The organism is Vibrio sp. SCSIO 43153 (assembly GCF_023716625.1).
In the GTDB taxonomy this organism is placed as follows: domain Bacteria; phylum Pseudomonadota; class Gammaproteobacteria; order Enterobacterales; family Vibrionaceae; genus Vibrio; species Vibrio rotiferianus.
Genome location: NZ_CP071856.1, coordinates 49452 through 70543, shown reverse-complemented (window position 1 = coordinate 70543; position 21092 = coordinate 49452). Strand labels below are relative to the sequence as shown.

General features: G+C 42.9%; 18 protein-coding genes. 10 read left to right on the top strand and 8 right to left on the bottom strand.

Annotated features, from left to right (window positions below; genetic code table 11):
• Positions 1–342: 342 nt before the first annotated feature.
• The 3 genes from J4N37_RS16475 to J4N37_RS16465 form a co-directional block, all read right to left on the bottom strand.
• Positions 343–2091 (bottom strand): formate--tetrahydrofolate ligase, encoded by a 1749-nt coding sequence (locus J4N37_RS16475; RefSeq protein ID WP_252042790.1) that lies wholly within the window; start codon positions 2089–2091, stop codon positions 343–345.
• 237 nt (positions 2092–2328) lie between these two features.
• Positions 2329–3633 (bottom strand): inosine/guanosine kinase, encoded by a 1305-nt coding sequence (locus tag J4N37_RS16470; RefSeq protein WP_252042788.1) that lies wholly within the window; start codon positions 3631–3633, stop codon positions 2329–2331.
• Positions 3634–3764: 131 nt separating this feature from the next.
• A complete protein-coding gene (locus J4N37_RS16465; protein ID WP_252042787.1) occupies positions 3765–4238 on the bottom strand; it encodes a CreA family protein in 474 nt (157 codons plus the stop codon).
• A gap of 151 nt (positions 4239–4389) precedes the next feature.
• Between J4N37_RS16465 and J4N37_RS16460 the strand changes: the two genes are divergently transcribed.
• The 3 genes from J4N37_RS16460 to J4N37_RS16450 all read left to right on the top strand — a co-directional run bounded on the left by J4N37_RS16460 (position 4390) and on the right by J4N37_RS16450 (position 7652).
• Positions 4390–4899 (top strand): flavodoxin, encoded by a 510-nt coding sequence (locus J4N37_RS16460; protein WP_252042786.1) that lies wholly within the window; start codon positions 4390–4392, stop codon positions 4897–4899.
• Positions 4900–4967: 68 nt separating this feature from the next.
• Positions 4968–6764, top strand: a complete 1797-nt coding sequence (locus J4N37_RS16455; protein WP_252042785.1) for an HD domain-containing phosphohydrolase — start codon at positions 4968–4970, stop codon at positions 6762–6764.
• Positions 6765–6989: 225 nt separating this feature from the next.
• Positions 6990–7652, top strand: a complete 663-nt coding sequence (locus tag J4N37_RS16450) for an HAD-IA family hydrolase (protein WP_252042784.1) — start codon at positions 6990–6992, stop codon at positions 7650–7652.
• Between the two features lie 523 nt (positions 7653–8175).
• Here the strand turns inward: J4N37_RS16450 and J4N37_RS16445 are convergent.
• Entirely contained in the window at positions 8176–9606 is a 1431-nt protein-coding gene (locus J4N37_RS16445) for a methyl-accepting chemotaxis protein (RefSeq protein WP_010451906.1), read from the bottom strand.
• Between the two features lie 677 nt (positions 9607–10283).
• On the opposite strand from J4N37_RS16445, the gene J4N37_RS16440 reads away from it, so the two are divergent.
• Both J4N37_RS16440 and J4N37_RS16435 read left to right on the top strand, forming a co-directional pair.
• Positions 10284–10880: an acyl carrier protein phosphodiesterase gene (locus tag J4N37_RS16440; protein WP_252042782.1), complete on the top strand. Its 597-nt coding sequence runs from the start codon at positions 10284–10286 to the stop codon at positions 10878–10880.
• A gap of 75 nt (positions 10881–10955) precedes the next feature.
• The gene (locus tag J4N37_RS16435) at positions 10956–12209 is read left to right on the top strand and encodes a DEAD/DEAH box helicase (RefSeq protein WP_252042781.1); all 1254 of its coding nucleotides are present in this window, start codon (positions 10956–10958) and stop codon (positions 12207–12209) included.
• 31 nt (positions 12210–12240) lie between these two features.
• Here the strand turns inward: J4N37_RS16435 and J4N37_RS16430 are convergent, their stop codons facing one another.
• Positions 12241–13029 (bottom strand): EAL domain-containing protein, encoded by a 789-nt coding sequence (locus J4N37_RS16430; protein ID WP_252042780.1) that lies wholly within the window; start codon positions 13027–13029, stop codon positions 12241–12243.
• A gap of 197 nt (positions 13030–13226) precedes the next feature.
• Positions 13227–13859 carry a hypothetical protein gene (locus J4N37_RS16425; protein WP_038884043.1) on the bottom strand — a complete coding sequence of 211 codons (633 nt, stop codon included), beginning with the start codon at positions 13857–13859 and terminating at the stop codon, positions 13227–13229.
• Between the two features lie 130 nt (positions 13860–13989).
• On the opposite strand from J4N37_RS16425, the gene J4N37_RS16420 reads away from it, so the two are divergent.
• The 3 genes from J4N37_RS16420 to J4N37_RS16410 all read left to right on the top strand — a co-directional run bounded on the left by J4N37_RS16420 (position 13990) and on the right by J4N37_RS16410 (position 15512).
• Positions 13990–14232: a DUF2164 domain-containing protein gene (locus tag J4N37_RS16420; RefSeq protein ID WP_038884045.1), complete on the top strand. Its 243-nt coding sequence runs from the start codon at positions 13990–13992 to the stop codon at positions 14230–14232.
• A gap of 174 nt (positions 14233–14406) precedes the next feature.
• Positions 14407–14946, top strand: a complete 540-nt coding sequence (locus tag J4N37_RS16415; protein ID WP_010451892.1) for a cytochrome b — start codon at positions 14407–14409, stop codon at positions 14944–14946.
• Complete coding sequence (locus J4N37_RS16410) at positions 14943–15512, top strand: YceI family protein (protein WP_010451889.1); 570 nt, start codon at positions 14943–14945, stop codon at positions 15510–15512. Before J4N37_RS16415 ends, J4N37_RS16410 begins: the two co-directional genes overlap by 4 nt.
• Positions 15513–15632: 120 nt before the next feature.
• Here J4N37_RS16410 and focA read toward each other — a convergent pair whose 3' ends face one another.
• Complete coding sequence (gene focA / locus J4N37_RS16405) at positions 15633–17084, bottom strand: formate transporter FocA (protein ID WP_010451887.1); 1452 nt, start codon at positions 17082–17084, stop codon at positions 15633–15635.
• 285 nt (positions 17085–17369) lie between these two features.
• On the opposite strand from focA, the gene J4N37_RS16400 reads away from it, so the two are divergent.
• Positions 17370–18275, top strand: coding sequence for a LysR substrate-binding domain-containing protein (locus J4N37_RS16400; RefSeq protein WP_010451883.1), 906 nt, complete (start codon positions 17370–17372; stop codon positions 18273–18275).
• Between the two features lie 288 nt (positions 18276–18563).
• Positions 18564–19043: a DUF1097 domain-containing protein gene (locus tag J4N37_RS16395; RefSeq protein ID WP_045385212.1), complete on the top strand. Its 480-nt coding sequence runs from the start codon at positions 18564–18566 to the stop codon at positions 19041–19043.
• Positions 19044–19183: 140 nt separating this feature from the next.
• On the opposite strand, the gene J4N37_RS16390 is transcribed toward J4N37_RS16395, so the two are convergent.
• A complete protein-coding gene (locus J4N37_RS16390) occupies positions 19184–20818 on the bottom strand; it encodes a DUF2813 domain-containing protein (RefSeq protein WP_252042779.1) in 1635 nt (544 codons plus the stop codon).
• Between the last annotated feature and the right edge of the window lie 274 nt (positions 20819–21092).

Below are 21092 nucleotides of genomic sequence, written 5' to 3'. Positions count from 1 at the left end.
TGGCTCGAAAGCAATATTCAGCCTGAGGAGTTAGCCAACTACAGTTGCTTTACGAGTGATGTTGTAGAGTGCCCTTTGTGCTTATATAACGTAGTACAAGATTCGAGCCATCGAATTTTATCAATGAAATCAATGCTCTTTGAGGGTGGGTGCGTGAGCGCTGCACTATATTAGGGAGTAAGGAAATATGGCGTGCACTGTATTGGTGAGGGCTGCAGGGTGATAATCGACTTAAAAATTAAGTTTACATTGTAAAGAGTTTTTAAAACAAAGAGATAGCGTAAATTGATAACAAAACAGGAGCCCAAAAGCTCCTGTTTGTTGAACTAAATGCAATCAAGGCTATGAAAGGCCGATAATATTGCCTTGCTCATCAAGATCCAAGTTCATAAATGCAGGTTTGTCTGGCAACCCAGGCATCGTCATTACGTTACCAGAGAGAGCGTAAACAAAGCCCGCACCTGCACATAAACGCAATTCACGAATTGGTACGGTAAAGCCACTTGGTGCGCCTTTTATTGCCGAATCCGTCGTGATTGATAGAGGTGTTTTCGCGACGCACACGGCTAAATCATCAAAGCCTAATTTTTCGAAGTGTGCTAATTGCTGTTTCGCTAGATCACTCATTTCAATATTTGAGGCACCATAACCGACTTCACACACCGCCATCAATTTTTCCTTTAAGGATTGCTCTTTGGTGTAAAGAGGCTTGAATTCAGAGGCCTGATCGCAAGTTGCCACTACGTGCTGTGCAAGCTCAATAGCGCCGTCACCACCTTGACCAAATGCAGTACTGACCGCAACTTTTACTTCAGGATTAAAACGCTCGATTAACGCTTTTAGTTCTGCCAATTCTTGTTCTGAATCTTGTGGGAACTGGTTGATGGCTACGACCGCAGGGATTCCGTATTTATGCACGTTATTGATGTGCCATTTCAGGTTTTCGAAGCCAGCTTCAAGTGCAGCTTGGTCCGGGTTGAAAATAGAATCTGGAATTGCCATACCAGGGCGCAAATCGTAGTGACCTGAGTTTGCTTTCAAACCACGAAGGGTCGCGACAATTACAACGCAATCTGGTGCTCGGTTAGCAGCAGAAGCTTTGATGTTACAGGCTTTCTCAAACCCCATGTCAGAGCCGAAACCTGCCTCGGTGACAACGTAACTAGAAAGTTTTAATGCAATCTGGTCTGCAATGATGGAAGAGTTACCATGGGCGATGTTTGCAAACGGGCCAGCGTGAATAAGCGTAGGGACACCTTCAAGTGTTTGCATCAACGTTGGTGCAATCGTCTCTTTTAGTGTAACCGCCATTGCACCAGCAACTTGCAAGTTTTCGGTTGTCACTGGGTTGCCATCTAGATCATACGCAACGACAATGCGACCAATACGCTGACGTAAGTCTTTAAGATTTTTTGCAAGGGCAAGGATAGCCATGAGCTCGGACGCGGCAGAAATATCAAAACCTTCTTCACGTTCGAAGCCGTTGATGGTTTTACCTTCTTCGTTTAAACCGATCTTCACCATGCGCAGCGCACGGTCATTGTGGTCCATAACGCGCTTCCATGTGATTCGCTCAACATCGATTTTCAATGCTTTTAAACCAGTGCGTGCTTCAAATGCGCTGTAGCCTTCACGTTGCTCATGGTAAAGGCGAGCATCAAGTGCCGCTGAAGCTAAGTTATGTGCTGCTGTGACTGCATGAATATCACCAGTAAGGTGAAGGTTCAGCTCGTCCATGGGAGCGACTTGAGAGTAGCCGCCGCCAGCAGCGCCACCTTTGACGCCAAAAACTGGCCCCATCGAAGGTTGACGAATACACGCGATTACCGATTGATTGATTTTAGATAGGCCTTGGGATAGGCCGATTGTGGTTACGGTTTTGCCTTCGCCTAATGGGGTAGGCGTAATTGCAGTGACCAACACCAATTTACCATCTTGGTTAGCGTTTAAGCGTTCAAGACATTGGGGATGAACTTTAGCTTTGTGTTTTCCGTGTGTATCGAATTCGTGCGGCAAAAGACCAGTATTTGCTGCGACAGTAGCGATAGAAGACAACGGTGTGTTTCGGCAAATTTCAATATCAGACTGCATGGATACTCCAAAAAAATGGCTAGCACGTGGCGTTCAACATCAAGCAATCGAAAGACTGTATTGCTGTTGCGCAAACGTTTGCGCGAGAATAATACTGGTTAAATAAGAGGTGTAAAACAGTTCATGCGCCTTAGCGTGCTACATAATAACAAAAAACACTAAATACTGCGCTAGATCAAAACAAAAAGGTCACCAAATGGTGACCTTCGCATATTTTTCGCTCTAAGTGCCTGGTTCTTAGCGATCCCAGTAGGTCTCTTCTAGGCTGTCTTCGCGCTCAGGAAGCGCACGAGAGAGGCGAGGAGAGTGCTGAGTTAGCACTTCGTAGCTTACGCGGTTTGCGTACTTACAAATCTGAGATAGAGAAGAGTAAGTTAGGCAGTGGACTTCGTGTTTTTCTGAGTTCGGCACTTCTTTCTGGTGGAAAGAGTTTGCTGCCATGTCGTGTAGAAGTGCAGACAATGCCGCGTCACCTGCACCGTTAGTGTTCTTAATCTCAAGAGGGCCACCTAGATAAGGGCCAATATGAGAGTAGACTTTCATCGGTTGTTTACAGTCTTCTTTACGCATCGCACGGCTGAATTCAAACTTGTTGAACTCTTCGATAGAACCTTCAAGGATGTCGTGTGTGGTTTCACGTTTAACTTTCTCTTCCGTGTAACCTGCCATGTATAGACCATCTGGGCCAGCGGTACATAGAACAAGGTCAACCCACTCTAGTGCTTTATCTGCAGCAGTTAGTGGATCTGTTTCACCTGTTAGCGCAGCGCCTTCTTCTTCGTTCATCGCCACAACAGACACGTTTTCACGAATGTACTCTTGCCACCACTCAGCATTGCCTTCGATTACGTATTTTGTGCCTAGCGTCAATACAACAGGAACATCGTGCTTCTTAGCAAAATCAATTGCTCGTTGAACCGCTTGAGGCATTTGGTCTTCTTTCTTACCACGCATTAGGTAAGAAGATACTACTAGAGCTGATGCTTTCTTAAATACTTCTTCAGGGATGCTCTCTGGAGAGAGTTTGTTCATATGACCTTCGTTGATCGCGAAAGTACGCTCACCATCTTGAGAAATAAGTGTGTAGCAACGACCAATAGGACCATCCACGGTTTGTAGGTGGTTCAGGTTCATACGTGAAGAGGTGCGGCATAAATAACGGTATGCGAATGAACCTACTTGGATGTTCTTTGACATCACACCAAGAAGTACTGACTTGCTGTCCGCAAGTACAGAGTAGTTATGCAGTGTATTACCGATCGTGTCACCAGGGTATTGGTGAGTGATCAAGCCTTGCTCTACTAGCTCTTCATATAATGCGTCTGCTTTGCTCTCTTCAAGAACGAGAGAGTGTCCTTTACTAAGGTTGTACTTTTCTAAAAACGCATCGTCTACACGCGCTTCGATATCAACGATGGTTTGACCAACACCGACAATGGTAGGGCGATACAGCTTTGGCGCCTGTCGAGTTTGGCGGACTAATGGATCTCGAGCGTGAGTTGGGAAGTAGTGTTTAGATTTACGCTGACCGGGAAACTTCATGCTTGTTCTTGATTGAGAAAAAAAGAGGCGGGATTGTATCACAAAATTCTGAAAAATCGTTGCGTTTTATTGCAAAGAAGTTCGCCCGCTGAAAAAAGCAGCGGGCTGATGTTTTTAGCAACGATCAAGGATTAATTTGTCGAAGTTACAACTGGTTCCACGTAAGCTTTGGTTCCCCACAATGGTACCGTTGATAAGCTGTGTTTAAAGCTACCCTCAGTCTCTTTGGTCGTGTAAGACAAGTAAAGTAGAGTTTGATTTTCCGGATCGTAGATGCGTCTTACTTTCATTGTTTTAAAGAAGATGCTTTTCGATTTCTTAAATACGACTTCCCCTGATTTGCTCTTGTCAATTTTCGCGATCATTTCTGGCGTGATGTCACCAGTTTGACGACAAGAAATGGAGCTATCACTTGGATCCGAAAGGCTAAGGTTTGCTTCTATCGACGCAATATGACAAGTCACTCCCGTTACGACTTCATCTTGTAGATGACCTATCTTAATGTCTTTCATTGTGAACATGCCTAGCGAGACGTCGCCGACTTCATTGTCACCACATCCAGCCAAGACCGTTACCAAACCTAAAGCAAGCAAGCGTTTTTTCATTTTTCATCCCTTAAATAGGCTAATCTATTGATTCAATTTATCAGACGCACACGATTAAAACAAAATTTGGCCTAACCTCAGGTGTTTAGCTATGTTTGTTACAGTCTTCATGCTAATGTACGGCAAACCAAAGCCTATGGGGTTGTTTTAAATGAACGAACAGCAGTTAACAGCCGTTAACAAAAAGAACGATTGGCTGTATAACTTGGTGGAAGTGGAATTCCCTACACCAGAAAGCATTAAAGGGCGTGAGCTCTATCTTGATTCAAGCACACGATGCGAGTTTTCGCTCCTTGATTCATCTTCTCTTCTCTCTAAAGCAACACAGACTTCTGCTGAGAATATCTATCTAGTTGATTTTCATCGTCTGACGATTATGTTTGCCTTGCTTCAATCAAGTAGATGGGAACATAAAGAGCAACAAGACCTCATTATTGAGTTCCTAACTCAGATTATTTTGTCCTCTGAGTATGAACTGTACGTTGGTTTTCATGATGGTGAGCCTACCGCAGCAGCGATTGTTAGCCAGTACGAGAAGCAAACGTTAATATCTGATGTCGTTGTCTCTCAAAACTTAGACAAACAGACCTTTATTGGTGATTTAGCTAAAAAACTAGCGGAATCAGACAAGTTATATGAAACAATAATCGCTGAAACTTGATCTAAGTCGATATCTGCGCATACGAGCAGACCTACTATATCGGCAAATTTGCCATTGGTTAGATAAAAATGAAGAAGCGTTTAACGCGTTGGTTAGCTGTTATTTTATGGTTAGGGACAACCGCGGTAAGTGCGAGCAATGATGAATCTTGGGACGTGAAGCGTATTTTGGTGCTTCACTCCTATGACCCATCTTATCAATGGACGAATGATATTCAACACGGTATTGAAGAAGGCTTTGCCCAAGCAACTGGCGAAGTAAAGCTGTCTATCGAGTACCTGGACTCCAAACGTGTACATTCTCATGGTTACCTGCAGAGAATGGGGAATTACCTTCAACTCAAATATGAAGGCTATCAGTTTGATGGTGTCGTTGTAACTGATGATGCTGCTCTTCAGTTTATTAAAACTTATTACCCCAATGCTGAACGCAAAACTCCAATAGTTGCGGTTGGTATTAACAATCTCAAAGCAACATTAGACAACGTTTCTACAAATGGCAGTGTGCTATATGAAGTTGATCGAATTGATGAAAATATCAATTTGATTAATAAACTGCGTCCTAAAATCAAGACTCTTTATTATTTAGCCGATCACAGCATTACGAGTGAACACATCCGTCAGCTTGTATTAGAGCATATGAACCGCTTCCCACAAATCAAAGTGGTAGAAATTCGCAGCAAGACCTTGAGTGAGACTGCTGAGCTGCTGAAGCATATCTCTCCAGATGATGCGGTATTGCTGACTCACTATAATACCGAGACAAGCAAAGGCAAATACCATACTTACCAAGAAATCTCTCATGTTATTGGTACCTCTAGTGCTGCGCCTGTTTTTGTTTTTTGGGAGCACTATTTAGGTGAACCTGGCATTCTTGGTGGCTACTTAAATCGATCTAAGAACTTTGGCTTTGAAGCCGCTGAGTTGATGGCTGGGAAAGTAGGCTTATCGCTATTACCAACCATAAAAGAGCAACCGGTTACTGAAGCCGTACTCGACCACATTGCCATTGAAAAATACAACATCAGCCGTTACTTGATACCGAAATCGGCAAAAATCATCAACAAACCAGCACCTTTAATAACGATAAATTACAAAACCTTATTAGTTGTAGGTGCGATTATTGGTGTACTTTCGTTAATTGTCGTAGTTCAGTTTATGGTTATTCGGCAACGAAAAGAAATTGACCGAAAGAACCGTAAAATAGTGGTTTTGCAAAAACGTACATTGAGTGTCCAAAAAGAGATGATACACGTATTAGGTGAAGCGATTGAATCCCGCTCGGGAGAGACAGGGAACCACGTTAAGCGTGTCGCCAAACTTTCCGCCAAATTAGCTGAGCTGTGCGGACTGAGCCATCGGGAAATTGAGATGATCGAAATTATCTCTCCGATGCACGATGTAGGAAAAATTGCAGTTCCGGAATCTATTTTGGACAAATGTGGACCACTGGCACCAGATGAGTGGGAAGTGATGAAACTCCATACGACGAAGGGTTTCGACTTACTGAATACCAAAGAAGGTGATGTTACCAAATTGGCGGCAATCGTTGCTCATGAGCATCATGAACGCTGGGATGGAAATGGCTACCCAAATGGTTTAGAAGGCGAGTCTATTCATTTATTCGCCCGGATCACGGCAATTGTAGACGTTTTTGACGCACTATTGAGTGAGCGCTGCTACAAGAGAGCCTGGAGCATCCAAGAAGTGATCGAGCTTTTTGAAAAAGAAAGAGGGCAGCAGTTCGACCCATTTTTGTGCCAATTGCTATTGGATAACCTGGATGATTTTGTCGAAGTAAGAAACATGCATCCGGATTTCGAGAATATTGCGAGCGTTTGCTCGGATAGAGATCTCACTAATTAAGAGTACTGAAAATAAATCGGTGATCTTGTCCAGAGTTTTCCTATTTTTCACCGCCATTTTACAGAAAATGCAAACTATGTCGTTTAAACATTTCTAAACTTAAATATCATGGGATTACATTTTTAGTAAAAAGAATTAAGTCGAGTTTTAATATCGACAATAGAATCGGAAGTACATCCAAACTTAACTACAACGATAATGTACCGCGATTTTGGGAGAAACGTCATGGCGATAAATAGTGTCAAATGTGTCATTTTCGATTGTGATGGCACATTAGTAGATAGCGAAAGGTTATGTTGCCAAGCTCTGGTTAATGTTTTTAGTCACTACAATGTTGAAATGCCTTTCGATGAATGTGTTGCACACTTTAAAGGTGGCAAGTTAGCCGATATTTTAAGTGATGCAAAACAGCGTGCTGGCTTGCGTGTTTCACTGGATGTTCTTGAACCACAGTATCGTGAACAAGTAAAAGAGCTATTCGTCCGTAACCTTGAGCCAATGCAAGGTGCCAAGGAGCTCATTGAATACTTAAACGACAAGGGCATCGAGTATTGTGTTGCTTCTAATGGCCCCAAAGACAAAATTGAGTTCTCTTTGGAATTAACCGGGCTACTGCGTGCGTTTAAAGGGAAAGTGTTTTCCGCGTTCGATGCGAACAGTTGGAAGCCAGAGCCAGATCTTGTTCTTTACAGTGCGATGAACATGGGTTTTCTCCCTGGTGAATGTTTGTATGTTGACGACACTCCTAAGGGGATTGAGGCAGGTTTGAACGCCGGAATAAAAACGGTTCAGCTGTATAATGGCGCACCGATTAACCTTGTTGACGATGAACGTGTCATTCGTGTGCACCACTTAGAAGAACTCAAAGAGCAAATTGCTTGTTTATGATTTAATGACAAACTTTACTGAGAGTGTGTATGTGCTTGAATTTTGTTTGTATCAAAGGGGTTTGATGTAGGCATTGAATGGACGAGAAGTTTTTTGTGTGGAATCCACATGAAGCACAAGTAAACTTTTCTCCATCAGTGGAGACAATGTATTCGTCGCCTTGGCAAAGGGGGCAGTTTAGATCTTCCAAATTATTCTTATATTCTTTTTTTTTCATATAGTCACCAGCAGCAAATCAATGTTGACACTCCGAGAATAGCCCAATCAAAACGTATTTGAACGATCTTTGAACAAGAGTCTAATTTAATTGAGACTCACTTCAAAGTATATCATTCCGTATGATTTGCAGGGGCTATTCTGTTATGGAGCAGTGGATTCTATTAATCAACGAATTTATTGTAAAACGATCTGCTTTCTCTCTGTCTTTAGTTGTCTCTTTCCTTTACCGAATTCTTTTTAGAACGCGTGTTAATTAGGCAAAAAAATAGGGCTCCAATCGGAGCCCTTTTTATTGAGTTAGAATTTAAGCTGTTCGGTACCTTTCTAGTATCTTACCGAGCGAAACTGACGCTTGAGTAAGGTTTGCAACACCAACGGTAGATTGTTCAGCGACATCTTTGATGGTATTTGACTGGGTACGAATATCCGATAATTCTGAGGCAATATCGTTAGCAACAGCGCTTTGCTCTTCTGCTGAAGTAGAGATCTGAATGCTCATGTCCATTAACGAACGAGCAGAATCGGCGATCGATTGTACATCTTGACCAATCTCATCAATCAACTGGCTGCTTGTTTGTGCTTGTTTTACGGTTTGCTGAGTAATGGACGCAATGTTTTGGCTTTCTGATTGTAACTTTTCAATCATCGCTTGAATCTCAACGGTAGCTTGCTGTGTTCGACTTGCTAGTGTGCGAACTTCATCAGCAACAACCGCAAAACCACGCCCTTGCTCACCTGCTCGAGCCGCTTCAATCGCAGCGTTTAGCGCAAGAAGGTTGGTTTGCTCAGAAATAGCATTGATGGTAGTAATTACATCGTTAATCTGAGTAGTGTTTTCATTCAGGCTTGTAACAGAGCTTGATGCTTGTTCAATGTAACTGGAAAGTGTTTCAATTTCTGAAATTACTGACTGTACACGTTGACGACTGTTGTCAATTTGATGAGTGTCCTGCTCAGAACGTTGCATCGCATTTTGTGCAATAGATGATACTTCATTTGAAGAGGCGGTCATTTCTTCCATTGCAGTGGCTACAGAATCAAGAGACTGATATTGCTGGGTGATTTGAGTTTCACTCAACTTCATGTCCTGTTCAAACGATGAAGATGTTTCACTCAAGGTATTCGCATTGTCTTTAACGTTGTTGACCAACTCAGAAAGCGTATCCATTGACTTATCAAGAGCGCAACCGATCGTTCCAAATTCATCGCGCCCTGGATGGAAGCCTAAGCGTGATGTTAGATCTCCGTTACCAATTTTTTCAGTTGTCGTGTAAAGCACCCAAAGTGCGCCGCCTAAGAAGGTCGCGACCCAGTAAATAAAGATACCAAATGGAACAGCCCACAGATAACTGATAAAGAAAGAGGATAGGGCATCTGATTTGGCATCTTCGTAGCCTTTACTACTATCAATGGTCAACTGCACATTTTGGCCATTACCGAGTTGGCCAGATACAGTTGCAACACCGTTGTTAAAAGATGAATCGTTGATTGCATTCACCTGGGTTAGGCCGGATATGTTTGGCACGGAATCGTTACTTGAAGAAATAATACCTTCAAGCTTACTTTGTGCTACTTCAACTGCGTGATTTTCAAATTGTTCAACTTCGTTGAAATACCGTGTGGTTGCGAGTGACGTCAATGTCACGAAGAACATTAAGAATATGACCCACATTTTGTCGTTGATCGACATTTTGATAAAGAGTCGATCTATGGTTCTAAACTCAACTTCTCTCATTCGTTGCTCCATTTGAGATGGTTGGGGGGAGATGGTTAAAGGTAAAGGTATATCGAAACAAAATATGCGATGGAGCGCAGCAAATAATGTAACAACTCATTGTTGGATTTCAATAAATGCGATCTTAGATCGCATATAACAGTATCCCATTCTAATAACTTGAGCTATTTAATAAAATGGCAAGTGCAAATGATTGAGTAGTGATTTCGTGAGGGGTAAACCAGTTACTTACTAATCGAAAGGTGATTGGTGACGAACGTCAGGTTGGGCGTGGGAAGGAAGAAATAACTGTAGAATCTTGTTTTGAGCTCTTATCGCAAACGTTTACTTATGATTCCTGTCATAGCTTTCTAAAACTTTACTTCTCGCTGTCATGAATGTGTCATATAAAGGCTATAAAAAGGAGTTACTGTCATCAACGAAGAAGAGATATGGCGGTAAAAATGGAAGCATGTTTGCTTCAGGAGATATAAACAAAGGAGGTCACAATGAGCGACCAATACCAAAACGATGAATGCCTAGAGATGCTTGATGCTCTTGAAATCGGTATTATCTTGTCGGACTACATTGGCTCAGAAGACGAAGCCGAATAAGTACAATTAGTACTCTCACCGCGTCACAACAGACGTTATACTAAGTTCATGTAAGACGAGCCAAAAGGCCACTCACAGCGTCTAATGAACTTTCTAGCCCACCTGCATATTGCAGACCACTGTAATAGCCATTTAATGGGAAACTTGCTTGGAGATTTCGTAAAGGGAGATCCAAGCAAGCAATATCAGACTGACATTTCCAATGGCATCAAACTTCATCGCTTTGTCGACCGTATTACCGACCACCACGCCATTGTTGAAGAGTGCAAACCGCACTTTACTGGCGTTGCACGTCGCTTTGCTCCCATCGCCCTCGATATGTTTTGGGATCACTGTTTAGCCAAGCATTGGCATTCATTTAGTGATCAATCGTTAGGTTCCTTTGTTCGTTATGCTTATCAGCAAGTGAATGAGCAAATATCGAATGATCTACCACCTCGCTTTTTATTGCTCCATAGCCGGATGTGGAGTGGGGGTTGGTTGCAGTCCTATCAAGACTTAGAAAACATCGAGTTTGCGCTTCATCGAATGTCACAAAGAACGCCGCGTATGGCTGACCTCACCACAACGTTCGAGGTTCTAGATAACGAATATGAGCAGCTGGAAGCGAAATTTGCTGCGCTTTATCAAGATGTGCTGAATCAAGCCGCTGAGCATCATCAACAGTTAATTAATTCATAACGCCTCGAGTGCTAAAGGTAGTATGACCAAAGGCGCTCTGGTAAACTCTGCGCTCCAAAAATTATGAGGTTTATCATGTCCGTTAATTTCGCTGATCTTGGCATTGAACAACAGCTGGTTGATACCCTAAGTGGTATGAATATCGTGACTCCAACGCCAGTGCAAGAAAAGTCGATTCCACACGTATTGGAAGGTAAAGATCTACTGGCTGCTGCACAAACTGGTACTGGTAAAACTGCAGCATTTGGCTTACCTATCATACAAACGGTTCAGCAACAGAAACGTAACGGAACACCACAAGCTTTGATCCTTGTGCCTACACGTGAGTTAGCGCAGCAAGTGATGGATAACCTGACGCAATACGCGACAAACACTGACCTTAAGATTGCTTGTGTTTATGGTGGTACGAGCATTGGTGTACAAAAGAGAAATCTAGAAGAAGGTGCAGATATCCTTATCGCGACGCCGGGTCGTTTGCTTGACCATTTGTTTAATGGCAATGTAAACATCTCTAAAACGGGCGTTCTTGTGCTTGATGAAGCAGACCGCATGTTAGACATGGGCTTCTGGCCAGATCTACAACGTATTCTTCGCCGTTTGCCTCAAGATAAACAAACCATGCTGTTCTCTGCTACGTTTGAAAAACGCATTAAAACTATCGCTTATAAATTGATGGATTCTCCGGTTGAAGTGGAAGTTTCACCTGCAAACACGACCGCAGAAACCGTGAAGCAAATGGTTTACCCGGTCGATAAGAAGCGTAAACGCGAACTGCTTGCTTACTTGATTGGTTCTCGAAACTGGCAGCAGGTGTTGGTATTTACAAAGACCAAGCAAGGCAGCGATGAACTGGCGAAAGAGCTTAAGTTGGATGGCATTAAAGCGGTTTCTATCAACGGTGATAAATCCCAGGGTGCGCGACAACGTGCGCTTGATGAGTTCAAAGAAGGTAAAGTGCGTGCGTTGATTGCAACCGACGTAGCAGCTCGTGGTTTAGACATTCAGCAACTTGAGCAAGTGGTTAACTTTGATATGCCATTTAAGGCGGAAGACTACGTCCATCGTATTGGTCGTACAGGTCGCGCAGGTAAATCTGGTCTTGCGGTTTCTTTGATGAGCCGTGATGAAGAGTATCTATTGCATGCTATCGAAAATCTACTCGATCAACGTTTACCACAAGAATGGTTAGAAGGGTTTGAACCAAGTCTGATCGAAGAGGTTGAACCGGAGCGTAATGGTGGTGCTCGTCGTAAGAGCCGTTCATCTGAAAAACGTAAACTAAAGGCTAAGTTAGCTATCCACAAAAACCGTGGTAAAAACCGCCGCTAGAAAAGGTGATGGGAGATATCAGTAACCCTGATTAAGCCGTCTTTGCTTCTTGGTACGCCTCAAGCGTTTGCGGCATTGCCAATAAGTAGCCTTGATACATATCGAAACCGAGTTTTTTCATTAAGTTAAGTTGATGCTCGGTTTCAATTCCTTCGATAACCGTTTTCGAGTTGATTTCCCGCGCTAGAGTAAGGGCTTGTGTTAGTTTATGGCTATCACCATTTTCGTACTGCAGCAGTAGCGATCTATCGAGTTTGATAATGTGGGGCTTGACACTCTTAGCCCGTTCTTTGGTTGACGCATTAATTCCGTAATCATCAATCGCCAGCATATAACCGCTGTGACCTAGTTTTCTCGTTGCATGGTGAAGTGTCGCTTCGCTACTTGCATCCACTTCGACGAGTTCCATCACAACTTGTTGTTTTTGAACTCCTGCTTGTTTGAGTGTTCTTTTTAGTAGGTTGTAGTAGGAGCGATCTAGAGCCAGCATTTCTGCGGCTTTTGGGAGCACGTTTAAAAACAGTTTTTTGGCGTGAAATCTGGATTGACCGAAGTTTTGAATATGGATGAGTCGACTTAAGCGTTCCACATTGAGCTGATCACTTTCGTTAACGGTGTTTGAATGAAAAAAAGCATCAGGCCTTATCATTAACCCGTCTTTATTTGAGATTCTCACTAGAGCCTCGAGACCAATGATCTTCAACTCATTCTGATATATGGGTTGAAAGACACTTCGCAAAGTAAGATGTTTGTACTTTGCAATAAACTGCCCATCTAACTGTTTATGAATGCAACTCACTAGTTGCTGTATGCTCATCATTATTACGTAAACCTAAGCCAACTTCTTATTTTAAAAGACTTTTAAGTATGAGGGTTACTTATTTTTCGCCAATAATCTTTATCTAATAGATTGTTATTACAGTTAGCAAGTGATGTCGTACGAGATGATTAGAAATGTCGAGTCGTATCAAATTTAATGGTGTCAAATGTGATAGCGACAAGATTATTTTATGAGGTTCACCACTGTAAAACCGCATACAATTGAAGGTATTTTCTTACGAGCTGTTCTTTGTTTGAGCGTCGAAGTGGATGCCCAAACTTGATATAGCAAGGGCTGATACCAAATCGTGAGTCCAGAGAGTGGGTTAATTGGGATTCACTCGTGTACAAGGTTATTCCTTGCTCTGTGTACTCATTTATTGAGTCAGGTAGCTCTCCCATCCACCAATGTAGCAACTCTCTACTTGTTTTGCTTCGGCTAATCCAATGATCACTTACCAGCAGCAACAGATCATTTGGTTGAAGAGCATAACCATATTCGCTTTGCCACTCTGTAATAGAAGACAATAAGTTTTCACGGCACGCCTTTCCCGCACTGACCAAGTGATGAGTTAACACCCATACAGTGCCAATTTCTGATGAAATTCGGTAGTGGTGAGGCTGTTCTGGGGTGTCGAGCACCTCTAGGGATTTGATCACGCTGTTATGACCAAAATGTGAAAGCGTATGTTCCATACGACGAGCAAACGCAATACCGAGGTGGTGTTCACTCATGCCCTGATTATGTACCGCTGGGTAATGCTTCTCACACAGCTTAAGACAGTCGTCTTGAAAATCATTGACGCTTTGGATAACTAAGTCGAGTAGCAAGTATATTCCCTTAACGGTTACAAATTAGGACGGCAAAAGGTTAGCATAGTCTTTTCAGGATAGACTAATTTAGATGGGCAACTTCTTGATCTAAACATCAAAATTGAGAATAGAGTTCCGCGAGATATATATGATTAAACTAGAAAGAGCACAAAAAGAAATCCTAGCTGTCGCCATTCAAGATTATATGCAAGATGAACTGAGCGTTGAGATTGGCCAGTTCGACAGTGAGTTTTTGATTGATTTCATTACGGAGAAACTAGCTCCAATCTATTACAACAAAGGGATTGAAGACGCAAAAGCAGTAATCGAACGACGCATGCTAGAAATGAGTGATGAGTTGTATGAAATAGAACAAGAAGTCCAACTCTAAGTTTCCGTTTTACAAACGGTTTTAAGTTCCTTCAAATTTTTCGAACAAGTTGTTTTAACGAGTTATATTGGTTAGATGTAAAGGATGGTAAATAATCTGTTTCACACAAGGTAAATAAGTTAATGTTGTGTTTATTGCTCAACATCAACTTAGGAACATATCTAGGAACGTGAGATGGAAACACTGGTAAAGAACTACAACCTACCTGCGCGATTTATGCATTGGCTATCAGCACTTTGTATCATCGGTTTGTTTGCTGTGGGGTTGTGGATGGTAGACCTTAGCTACTACAGCGAATGGTATCGTACGGCACCACATTATCACCGCTCTGTGGGCATTCTACTCGCAATACTCACTTTAGCGCGCATCGTATGGAAACATGTGACGGCGTCACCAAAAGTGGAAGGGAAACCTTATGAAGTGGTCGCAGCAAAAGCTGCGCATGGTGTGATGTATCTATTGCTTATCACTATCTTTATTTCAGGTTACCTCATCTCAACATCTGATGGTCGCGGTATCGAAGTATTTAATTGGTTTACGGTACCTGGTGCAGGGGAATTATTCCCTGGTCAATCAGATATTGCAGGTGAAATTCACTTCTATGCGGCTTGGGCTGTGATCCTAATGGCTGGTTTGCACGCCGCTGCTGCACTCAAACATCACATTATCGATAAAGACAACACATTAAGAAAAATGTTAGGAGCTTCAAAATGAAAAAGTCACTTTTCGCTACAGGATTAGCTATTGCAATGGCACTACCGTTTGGTGCTAATGCAGCAGATTACGTTATCGATACGAAAGGCGCTCACGCATCTATTAACTTTAAAGTTAGCCACCTAGGTTACAGCTTCATCAAAGGTCGTTTTAATACATTTTCTGGTGACTTTTCTTTTGATGAAAACAACATCTCTGACGCTAAAGTCAACGTAGTGGTTGATACAACTAGCCTTGATTCAAACCATGCTGAGCGTGACAAACATATCCGCAGCGGTGATTTTATCGATGCAGGTAAATACAGTGAAGCGACGTTCAAGAGCACAAAAGTCGTAGATAAAGGCGACGGTAAGCTGGATGTAACAGGTGACCTTACTCTTCACGGTGTGACTAAACCAATCACGATCGAAGCAGAATTTGTTGGTGCGGGTAACGACCCATGGGGTGGTGAGCGTGCGGGCTTCATTGGCCAAACTCGTTTAGAGCTTGCTGACTTTGAAATCCCAGTAATGGGTTCTTCTAGCTACGTTGATATGGAGCTGCACATTGAAGGTGTTAAGAAGTAATTTCTTAACTTTCATGACGCAAGCTTGCACTGCTTAAACTCGCATGGCTTGAACGAAGAAAGCGCTCTAAATAGAGCGCTTTTTTATTGGTGCCAACTTGTCTTGCTAGTTTTTATTGTCTTATGCAGTTTCTAGTACTTTGTCTTCAACTAGGTTTAGACGCTCGCCGTACACAGGGCGAAGAGCTTTAAGAACTTCGCAACGTGTCACTACGCCAACCATCAAACCGTTTTCTAGTACAGGAAGCACTTGAGGCTTACTTACTTTGATGCTCTTAGCTCGCTCTTCTAGAGAAAGAGAAGTAAAGCGTGTTGCCATACCCATGCTTGTTGTTGGGTAAAGTTGCTCTTTGTCGATACACAAGAACTCAACTACATCCACTAAACGGTCGTTTGCGTCAATTGCTACCACGTCGCGGCTCATCAAATCGACAACCTTCTGCTCTTGAGCTGGGATGTAATCTTGACACCAAAGCTCTACCATTACGTCGTGAGCAGAGAAGAAGCCGACTAGACGATTTTCAATGTCAACAACAGGAGCACTGATTAGATTGTTGTCTAATAGGGTATCTAGTGCAGTTGATACTGGCATTTCTACGCTCAGAGTAACTGGGCTCGGGTTCATAATCTCTTTTACAATCGATGCGTTTTTCATAGTGCGTTCCTTAACTGACGTGAGTGTTGTAGTGTTTGTAATAGATGCAACTTCTGCTGCTTTTAATTCTGGGCGACGGTAAATGCACCAGTTAGCTAAGCCAACCAATACGGCACCACCGACGATGTTGCCAAGTGTTACTGGAATTAGGTTTGCAGTGACAAAGTGACCGACATTTAAATCTGCATATTGAGAAGCCGGTACACCAACTGCAGTCCAGAATGATTCCGGTGCGAAGTTCGCGATAACGATACCTAGCGGTACCATAAACATGTTTGCTACACAGTGCTCAAAGCCGCTGCTGACGAACATTGCTACTGGTAGAATCGTCATGGCTGCTTTTGTCATTGCATTTGCAGAGCTGAATGTCAGCCAGATAGCAAGACAAACTAACAAGTTACATAAAATGCCCAGTGCAAATGCTTGAACCAATGTGTGGTGTAGCTTGTGCTGTGCGATGTTTAGTGCATTTAAACCCCATTGACCGGCATCCATTTGGTACAAGCCTGCTGCGCTTACCAATGCAAGTAGGAACATTGCACCGATGAAGTTGCCCACATAAACCTTGCCCCAAATCGACAACATCTTGCCGAATGAGATTTGTTTGTTTGCCCATGAGATGCTCGAAAGCACTGAGCTGGTAAACAACTCACCACCGCAAATAACGATGAGTATTAAACCCATACTGAATGCTAAACCACCTGCAAGACGGCTAAGACCCCAACCCGCATCCGCACTACCTGTAGTCACTGTGATGTAAAACAAGAATGCTAAACCGATGAATGCGCCTGCCATAATTGCCAAACCCAGTGTCATGCCGCTGGTTTTGTTTGCTTTACTAAGAGCAAACTTCTCAGCTTCAGCCATCATCTCTTTTGGAGAGAAATACTGGTGATTTTGAGGGCTGGTCACCGCCATAATGACTCCTTAGTCTGTGGTTCCATATGAACTCCTTGGTTAATGAACTCGAGTGTTTTGTGTACTCGAAAGTGAAGGTGTTATTGTTTTTTGTTGCGGTGTTCCCGAACCGCATATCCAGATTAAGCAGGTCAGAGCTACAGGTAAAATTGATAATATTTAGAATCCTCATCAAATTATTTGATAAGTTTTTAAAGGCAGGTAAAATGAACCTCATTGCGTATTAGCGCATGTATTTTGGGGTTGCGAGAGTATGGGGAATACTCGCCAATTAGGGAGGACACTTTGCGCTACTCACTTAAGCAATTAGCGGTTTTTGATGCAGTTGCAGATACCGGCAGTGTAAGCCAGGCCGCGGATAAACTGGCTTTGACTCAATCGGCGACGAGCATGTCGCTTGCTCAGTTGGAAAAAATGCTTGGTAGGCCTTTATTTGAAAGGCAAGGCAAGCAAATGGCTTTAACCCATTGGGGGATGTGGTTAAGACCGAAAGCAAAGCGTTTACTGCAAGATGCGCTACAAATTGAAATGGGTTTTTACGAGCAACACTTGTTGAGTGGACACATTCGATTAGGCGCGAGCCAAACACCTGCAGAACACCTAGTTCCTGACCTTATCAGTATCATTGATAATGATTTTCCTGAGATGCGTATCTCACTAGGGGTACAGAGTACGCAGGCTGTCATCGATGGTGTCTTGGATTACAAATACGATCTGGGTGTCATTGAAGGGCGCTGTGATGATAACCGTTTGCACCAAGAGATTTGGTGTCGTGACCACCTTACTGTAGTCGCAGCTTCTCACCATCCATTTGCACGTAACCCTTCGGTGAGCTTAGCTCAACTTGAACAAGCAAAATGGGTGTTGCGTGAACATGGTTCTGGTACTCGCAAGATTTTTGATAGCTCTATTCACCATCTTATTGAAGATTTGGACGTGTGGCGTGAGTATGAGCACGTACCAGTACTCAGAAGCTTGGTATCCAATGGGCAGTATCTAACCTGTCTGCCTTACCTTGATGTAGAACGCTATATTGAAGCAGGGGACTTGGTTGCGCTGAACGTACCCGATCTGAAGATGGATCGAACCTTATCGTTTATCTGGCGTGCTGATATGGCGGAAAACCCGCTTGTTGATTGTATTAAGCGAGAAGGATTAAGAATGATGAAAGGCAAACCTTCCGTTCTTTAAGTGATATCCAAAACAAAATGGTCGAATTTTGGAATTGGCTCTGCATTTTGTAGGGCCTTTTTTGTGATTTTCGCTCAATTCACTGCGTTTTTGTTATTTTCGAAATCTGTTGATTTATCGGTTGCGTCAAATTTAACGTGTAAAACATGCAACTTGATAGGGTGTTAATGAGATCTTGGTCACCGAACTCCTCGGTGGATATGCCTAGTATTGACTGCCTGATTTCAATGTATGAAGGCAGTTTTCGAACCATAACGGTACGAAACGAGCAAAGCGGGTAAGAATACCATGACCACACTTTTAGCAATTTCGATTACCACTGGCATTCTCTCTGGCGTATGGGGCTGGATCGCTATTTCCCTTGGCCTTTTATCTTGGGCGGGCTTTCTTGGCTGTACAAGCTACTTTGCATCCCCGACAAGTGGCTTGAAAGGGTTAGCAGAAAGCTTACTTACCAATATGACTGGCGTATTCTGGGCGATGGTTATCATCTATGGTTCAACATACGTGGGTTTAGAGATTATCGGTTACGTAATTACTGCTGTTGTTGCGTTCTTCATGTGTATTCAAGCTAAGCAAGCTTGGTTAGCGTACATCCCTGGTACTTTTATTGGTTCATGCGCGACTTTTGCTGCAGACGGCAATTGGCAACTTGTTGTGCCATCGCTGATCTTAGGTGGCGTATTTGGTTACTTAATGAAAGCAACAGGACTTTGGTTACATGCGAAATCAGCCGCTACTTCTTCGCTCGCTGAGCAAGTACAGTAGTGAACCCCCGATCTTATTTGTATCCGCTGTGTATTGAGACTTATCCCGTTCAATACAGTTAATCAAAATTACTGATTCTTGATACGAGCACACCAAATTGGTGTGCTTTTTTTTGCATGCTGTTTATTGATGGCTCATGACTAAGTGTTTCCGTTTGCCATCGTGACAACACGTTTAAGTGTCCAACGTAACAACACCGGGATGCACTCCATGCCTTTCTCCTCACAATGAGCCACAATGGCTAAGGCTAAATCGGGCTTAGCGTGTTTTTTCAAGACGCGATTAACGACTTTTTTAGCGGGAATAGGGTGTTCATGAGGAACTTTGATGATGTCCTTAAAGAAAATTTCAAACCCATTGTTATATAGAAAGTGTTCGATATCGCGATCTGGTAGTTCGGTTAGGCGATGGCGCTCTTGATCATGTTCTAGATGGGCTCGGACGGTATTAGCATATTTCTTACCGGCAGGATCGCCATCGGTGACAACATGCCAGTCGATTCCGAATCCCTGTGCGACTTTTATCAGTGACTTCAAACCAGATTGCGCAAATTCAACAATTTGAACGCCTTCTGCTGCTAAGTCATAACCACACTGTCGAGCGAGTTCATTGAATAGCCATACCTCTGTTTCACCTTCAACTAACAACCAGCAACGTGCAAATAGTGATCCGGCCCTATGAAAACGAATATGAAAGCCAATCCTGCGTAGCTGATCGACACTGAATCGGTTCGTGTTAAGCGATCGAGCCATAGTTCGATCTGACAAGCGAACCAAGCGACGGATAGATGCCAGCGGGACGGAACCGAGTAAACGAGCACTGTTCGTGGTTAGGATTTTTTGCATGGGCAGTAGTTGTAACAAGCCCCATGCCCTTGACAGATGAGTGGGATGTAATCGACCTTCTGGGTCTTCAATCGTCAGTATGGGTCTCGCACAACGTCTAAGGTCATTAGGCCCTTTTGCTTGAAGATAAGCGTTGAGCAACCCCATCAATAGTAAACGTGTTTGCTTGTTATTCGTTTCTCTCAAAAACTGCGATAGCCCTTTTTCAGCGGAAGGACTCGCGTAGAAAAGGCCATCACGCGGTTTTCTAGGGTTACCTTTCTTCACACTGCGGAACGCAAAGTAGTGTTCCACTAATGTTTGCATTGAGTCTAAACTACTGCGAACTTCACCTTTATTTACGTGCCCTGGCATAGCAAACAGACGTCGACAAGTGTTATCAATCCGTTTTTCTATACGTGCGTTTTTACTATCCCCATTGACATGATTTTGTTGTGGGAAGCGGCGAGAGTCACGAAGTCGAATGACTGGGTGTAAGGTCATTAACTCGACGGCTAACTTATCTGAATGATGCAGTTGTTTTGGCTCGCCATCACAATTTAAGAATGCGTATTTGGTCGTGATATTGTGCCCGTCACGAGTTGCACTTAAACGGTAATAGATGACATGTTCGTTATCTTCATTAATGCACCAGGTTGGTTTTATTCGTCGATAACGTCCTGCATTTGCCTCGTGCTTATCTTGTGCTTTGAAACAGAGGATGATTTGAAGGTGTTGAGTTTGTGGGTGCGAAATCGCATAGTCGACATGAAAGTCGGTCATTTCAAATTGATAGAGCGAACCATCAGCGGGTAAGGCGAGAGACAAGGCGTCGAGTAGGGATGATTTCCCCCACGTATTCTCACCGATTAAAGTGGTCAGTTCGTCAAAAGAGAGTGAAAGGCGTTTAATGCCTCTAAACCCAGAGATTTCGATGCGTTCTAGTCTCATCTCACTCCTCCTTGCAATTATTTGAATTATCGAGAGTTCTTTTGCTTCTCCTAAAGCATATATTAAATTGATCTAGGCAAGTTAAGCTCAGTTCACAAATTTAAGAGCATTCACGCTATGAATACAGACCGTTTAGGCGTAGAGTCACTTTCAAACTTGTACGTCTAACGTGTGTTGATCACGTAAAAATGAAATAACCAATTCTCTGTTTCATAAAATTCATGATTCTGTCATGATTCAGTTCTAATAATTAAAAGGAATGAAAAGAGAGAAG

What these genes read in the sequence shown, in the direction of transcription:
- J4N37_RS16475 (WP_252042790.1), bottom strand. Translation starts at nt 2,091, where the DNA reads ATGCAGTCTGATATTGAAATTTGCCGAAACACACCGTTGTCTTCTATC.
- J4N37_RS16470 (WP_252042788.1), bottom strand. Translation starts at nt 3,633, where the DNA reads ATGAAGTTTCCCGGTCAGCGTAAATCTAAACACTACTTCCCAACTCAC.
- J4N37_RS16465 (WP_252042787.1), bottom strand. Translation starts at nt 4,238, where the DNA reads ATGAAAAAACGCTTGCTTGCTTTAGGTTTGGTAACGGTCTTGGCTGGA.
- J4N37_RS16460 (WP_252042786.1), top strand. Translation starts at nt 4,390, where the DNA reads ATGAACGAACAGCAGTTAACAGCCGTTAACAAAAAGAACGATTGGCTG.
- J4N37_RS16455 (WP_252042785.1), top strand. Translation starts at nt 4,968, where the DNA reads ATGAAGAAGCGTTTAACGCGTTGGTTAGCTGTTATTTTATGGTTAGGG.
- J4N37_RS16450 (WP_252042784.1), top strand. Translation starts at nt 6,990, where the DNA reads ATGGCGATAAATAGTGTCAAATGTGTCATTTTCGATTGTGATGGCACA.
- J4N37_RS16445 (WP_010451906.1), bottom strand. Translation starts at nt 9,606, where the DNA reads ATGAGAGAAGTTGAGTTTAGAACCATAGATCGACTCTTTATCAAAATG.
- J4N37_RS16440 (WP_252042782.1), top strand. Translation starts at nt 10,284, where the DNA reads ATGAACTTTCTAGCCCACCTGCATATTGCAGACCACTGTAATAGCCAT.
- J4N37_RS16435 (WP_252042781.1), top strand. Translation starts at nt 10,956, where the DNA reads ATGTCCGTTAATTTCGCTGATCTTGGCATTGAACAACAGCTGGTTGAT.
- J4N37_RS16430 (WP_252042780.1), bottom strand. Translation starts at nt 13,029, where the DNA reads ATGATGAGCATACAGCAACTAGTGAGTTGCATTCATAAACAGTTAGAT.
- J4N37_RS16420 (WP_038884045.1), top strand. Translation starts at nt 13,990, where the DNA reads ATGATTAAACTAGAAAGAGCACAAAAAGAAATCCTAGCTGTCGCCATT.
- J4N37_RS16415 (WP_010451892.1), top strand. Translation starts at nt 14,407, where the DNA reads ATGGAAACACTGGTAAAGAACTACAACCTACCTGCGCGATTTATGCAT.
- J4N37_RS16410 (WP_010451889.1), top strand. Translation starts at nt 14,943, where the DNA reads ATGAAAAAGTCACTTTTCGCTACAGGATTAGCTATTGCAATGGCACTA.
- focA (WP_010451887.1), bottom strand. Translation starts at nt 17,084, where the DNA reads ATGGCGGTGACCAGCCCTCAAAATCACCAGTATTTCTCTCCAAAAGAG.
- J4N37_RS16395 (WP_045385212.1), top strand. Translation starts at nt 18,564, where the DNA reads ATGACCACACTTTTAGCAATTTCGATTACCACTGGCATTCTCTCTGGC.
- J4N37_RS16390 (WP_252042779.1), bottom strand. Translation starts at nt 20,818, where the DNA reads ATGAGACTAGAACGCATCGAAATCTCTGGGTTTAGAGGCATTAAACGC.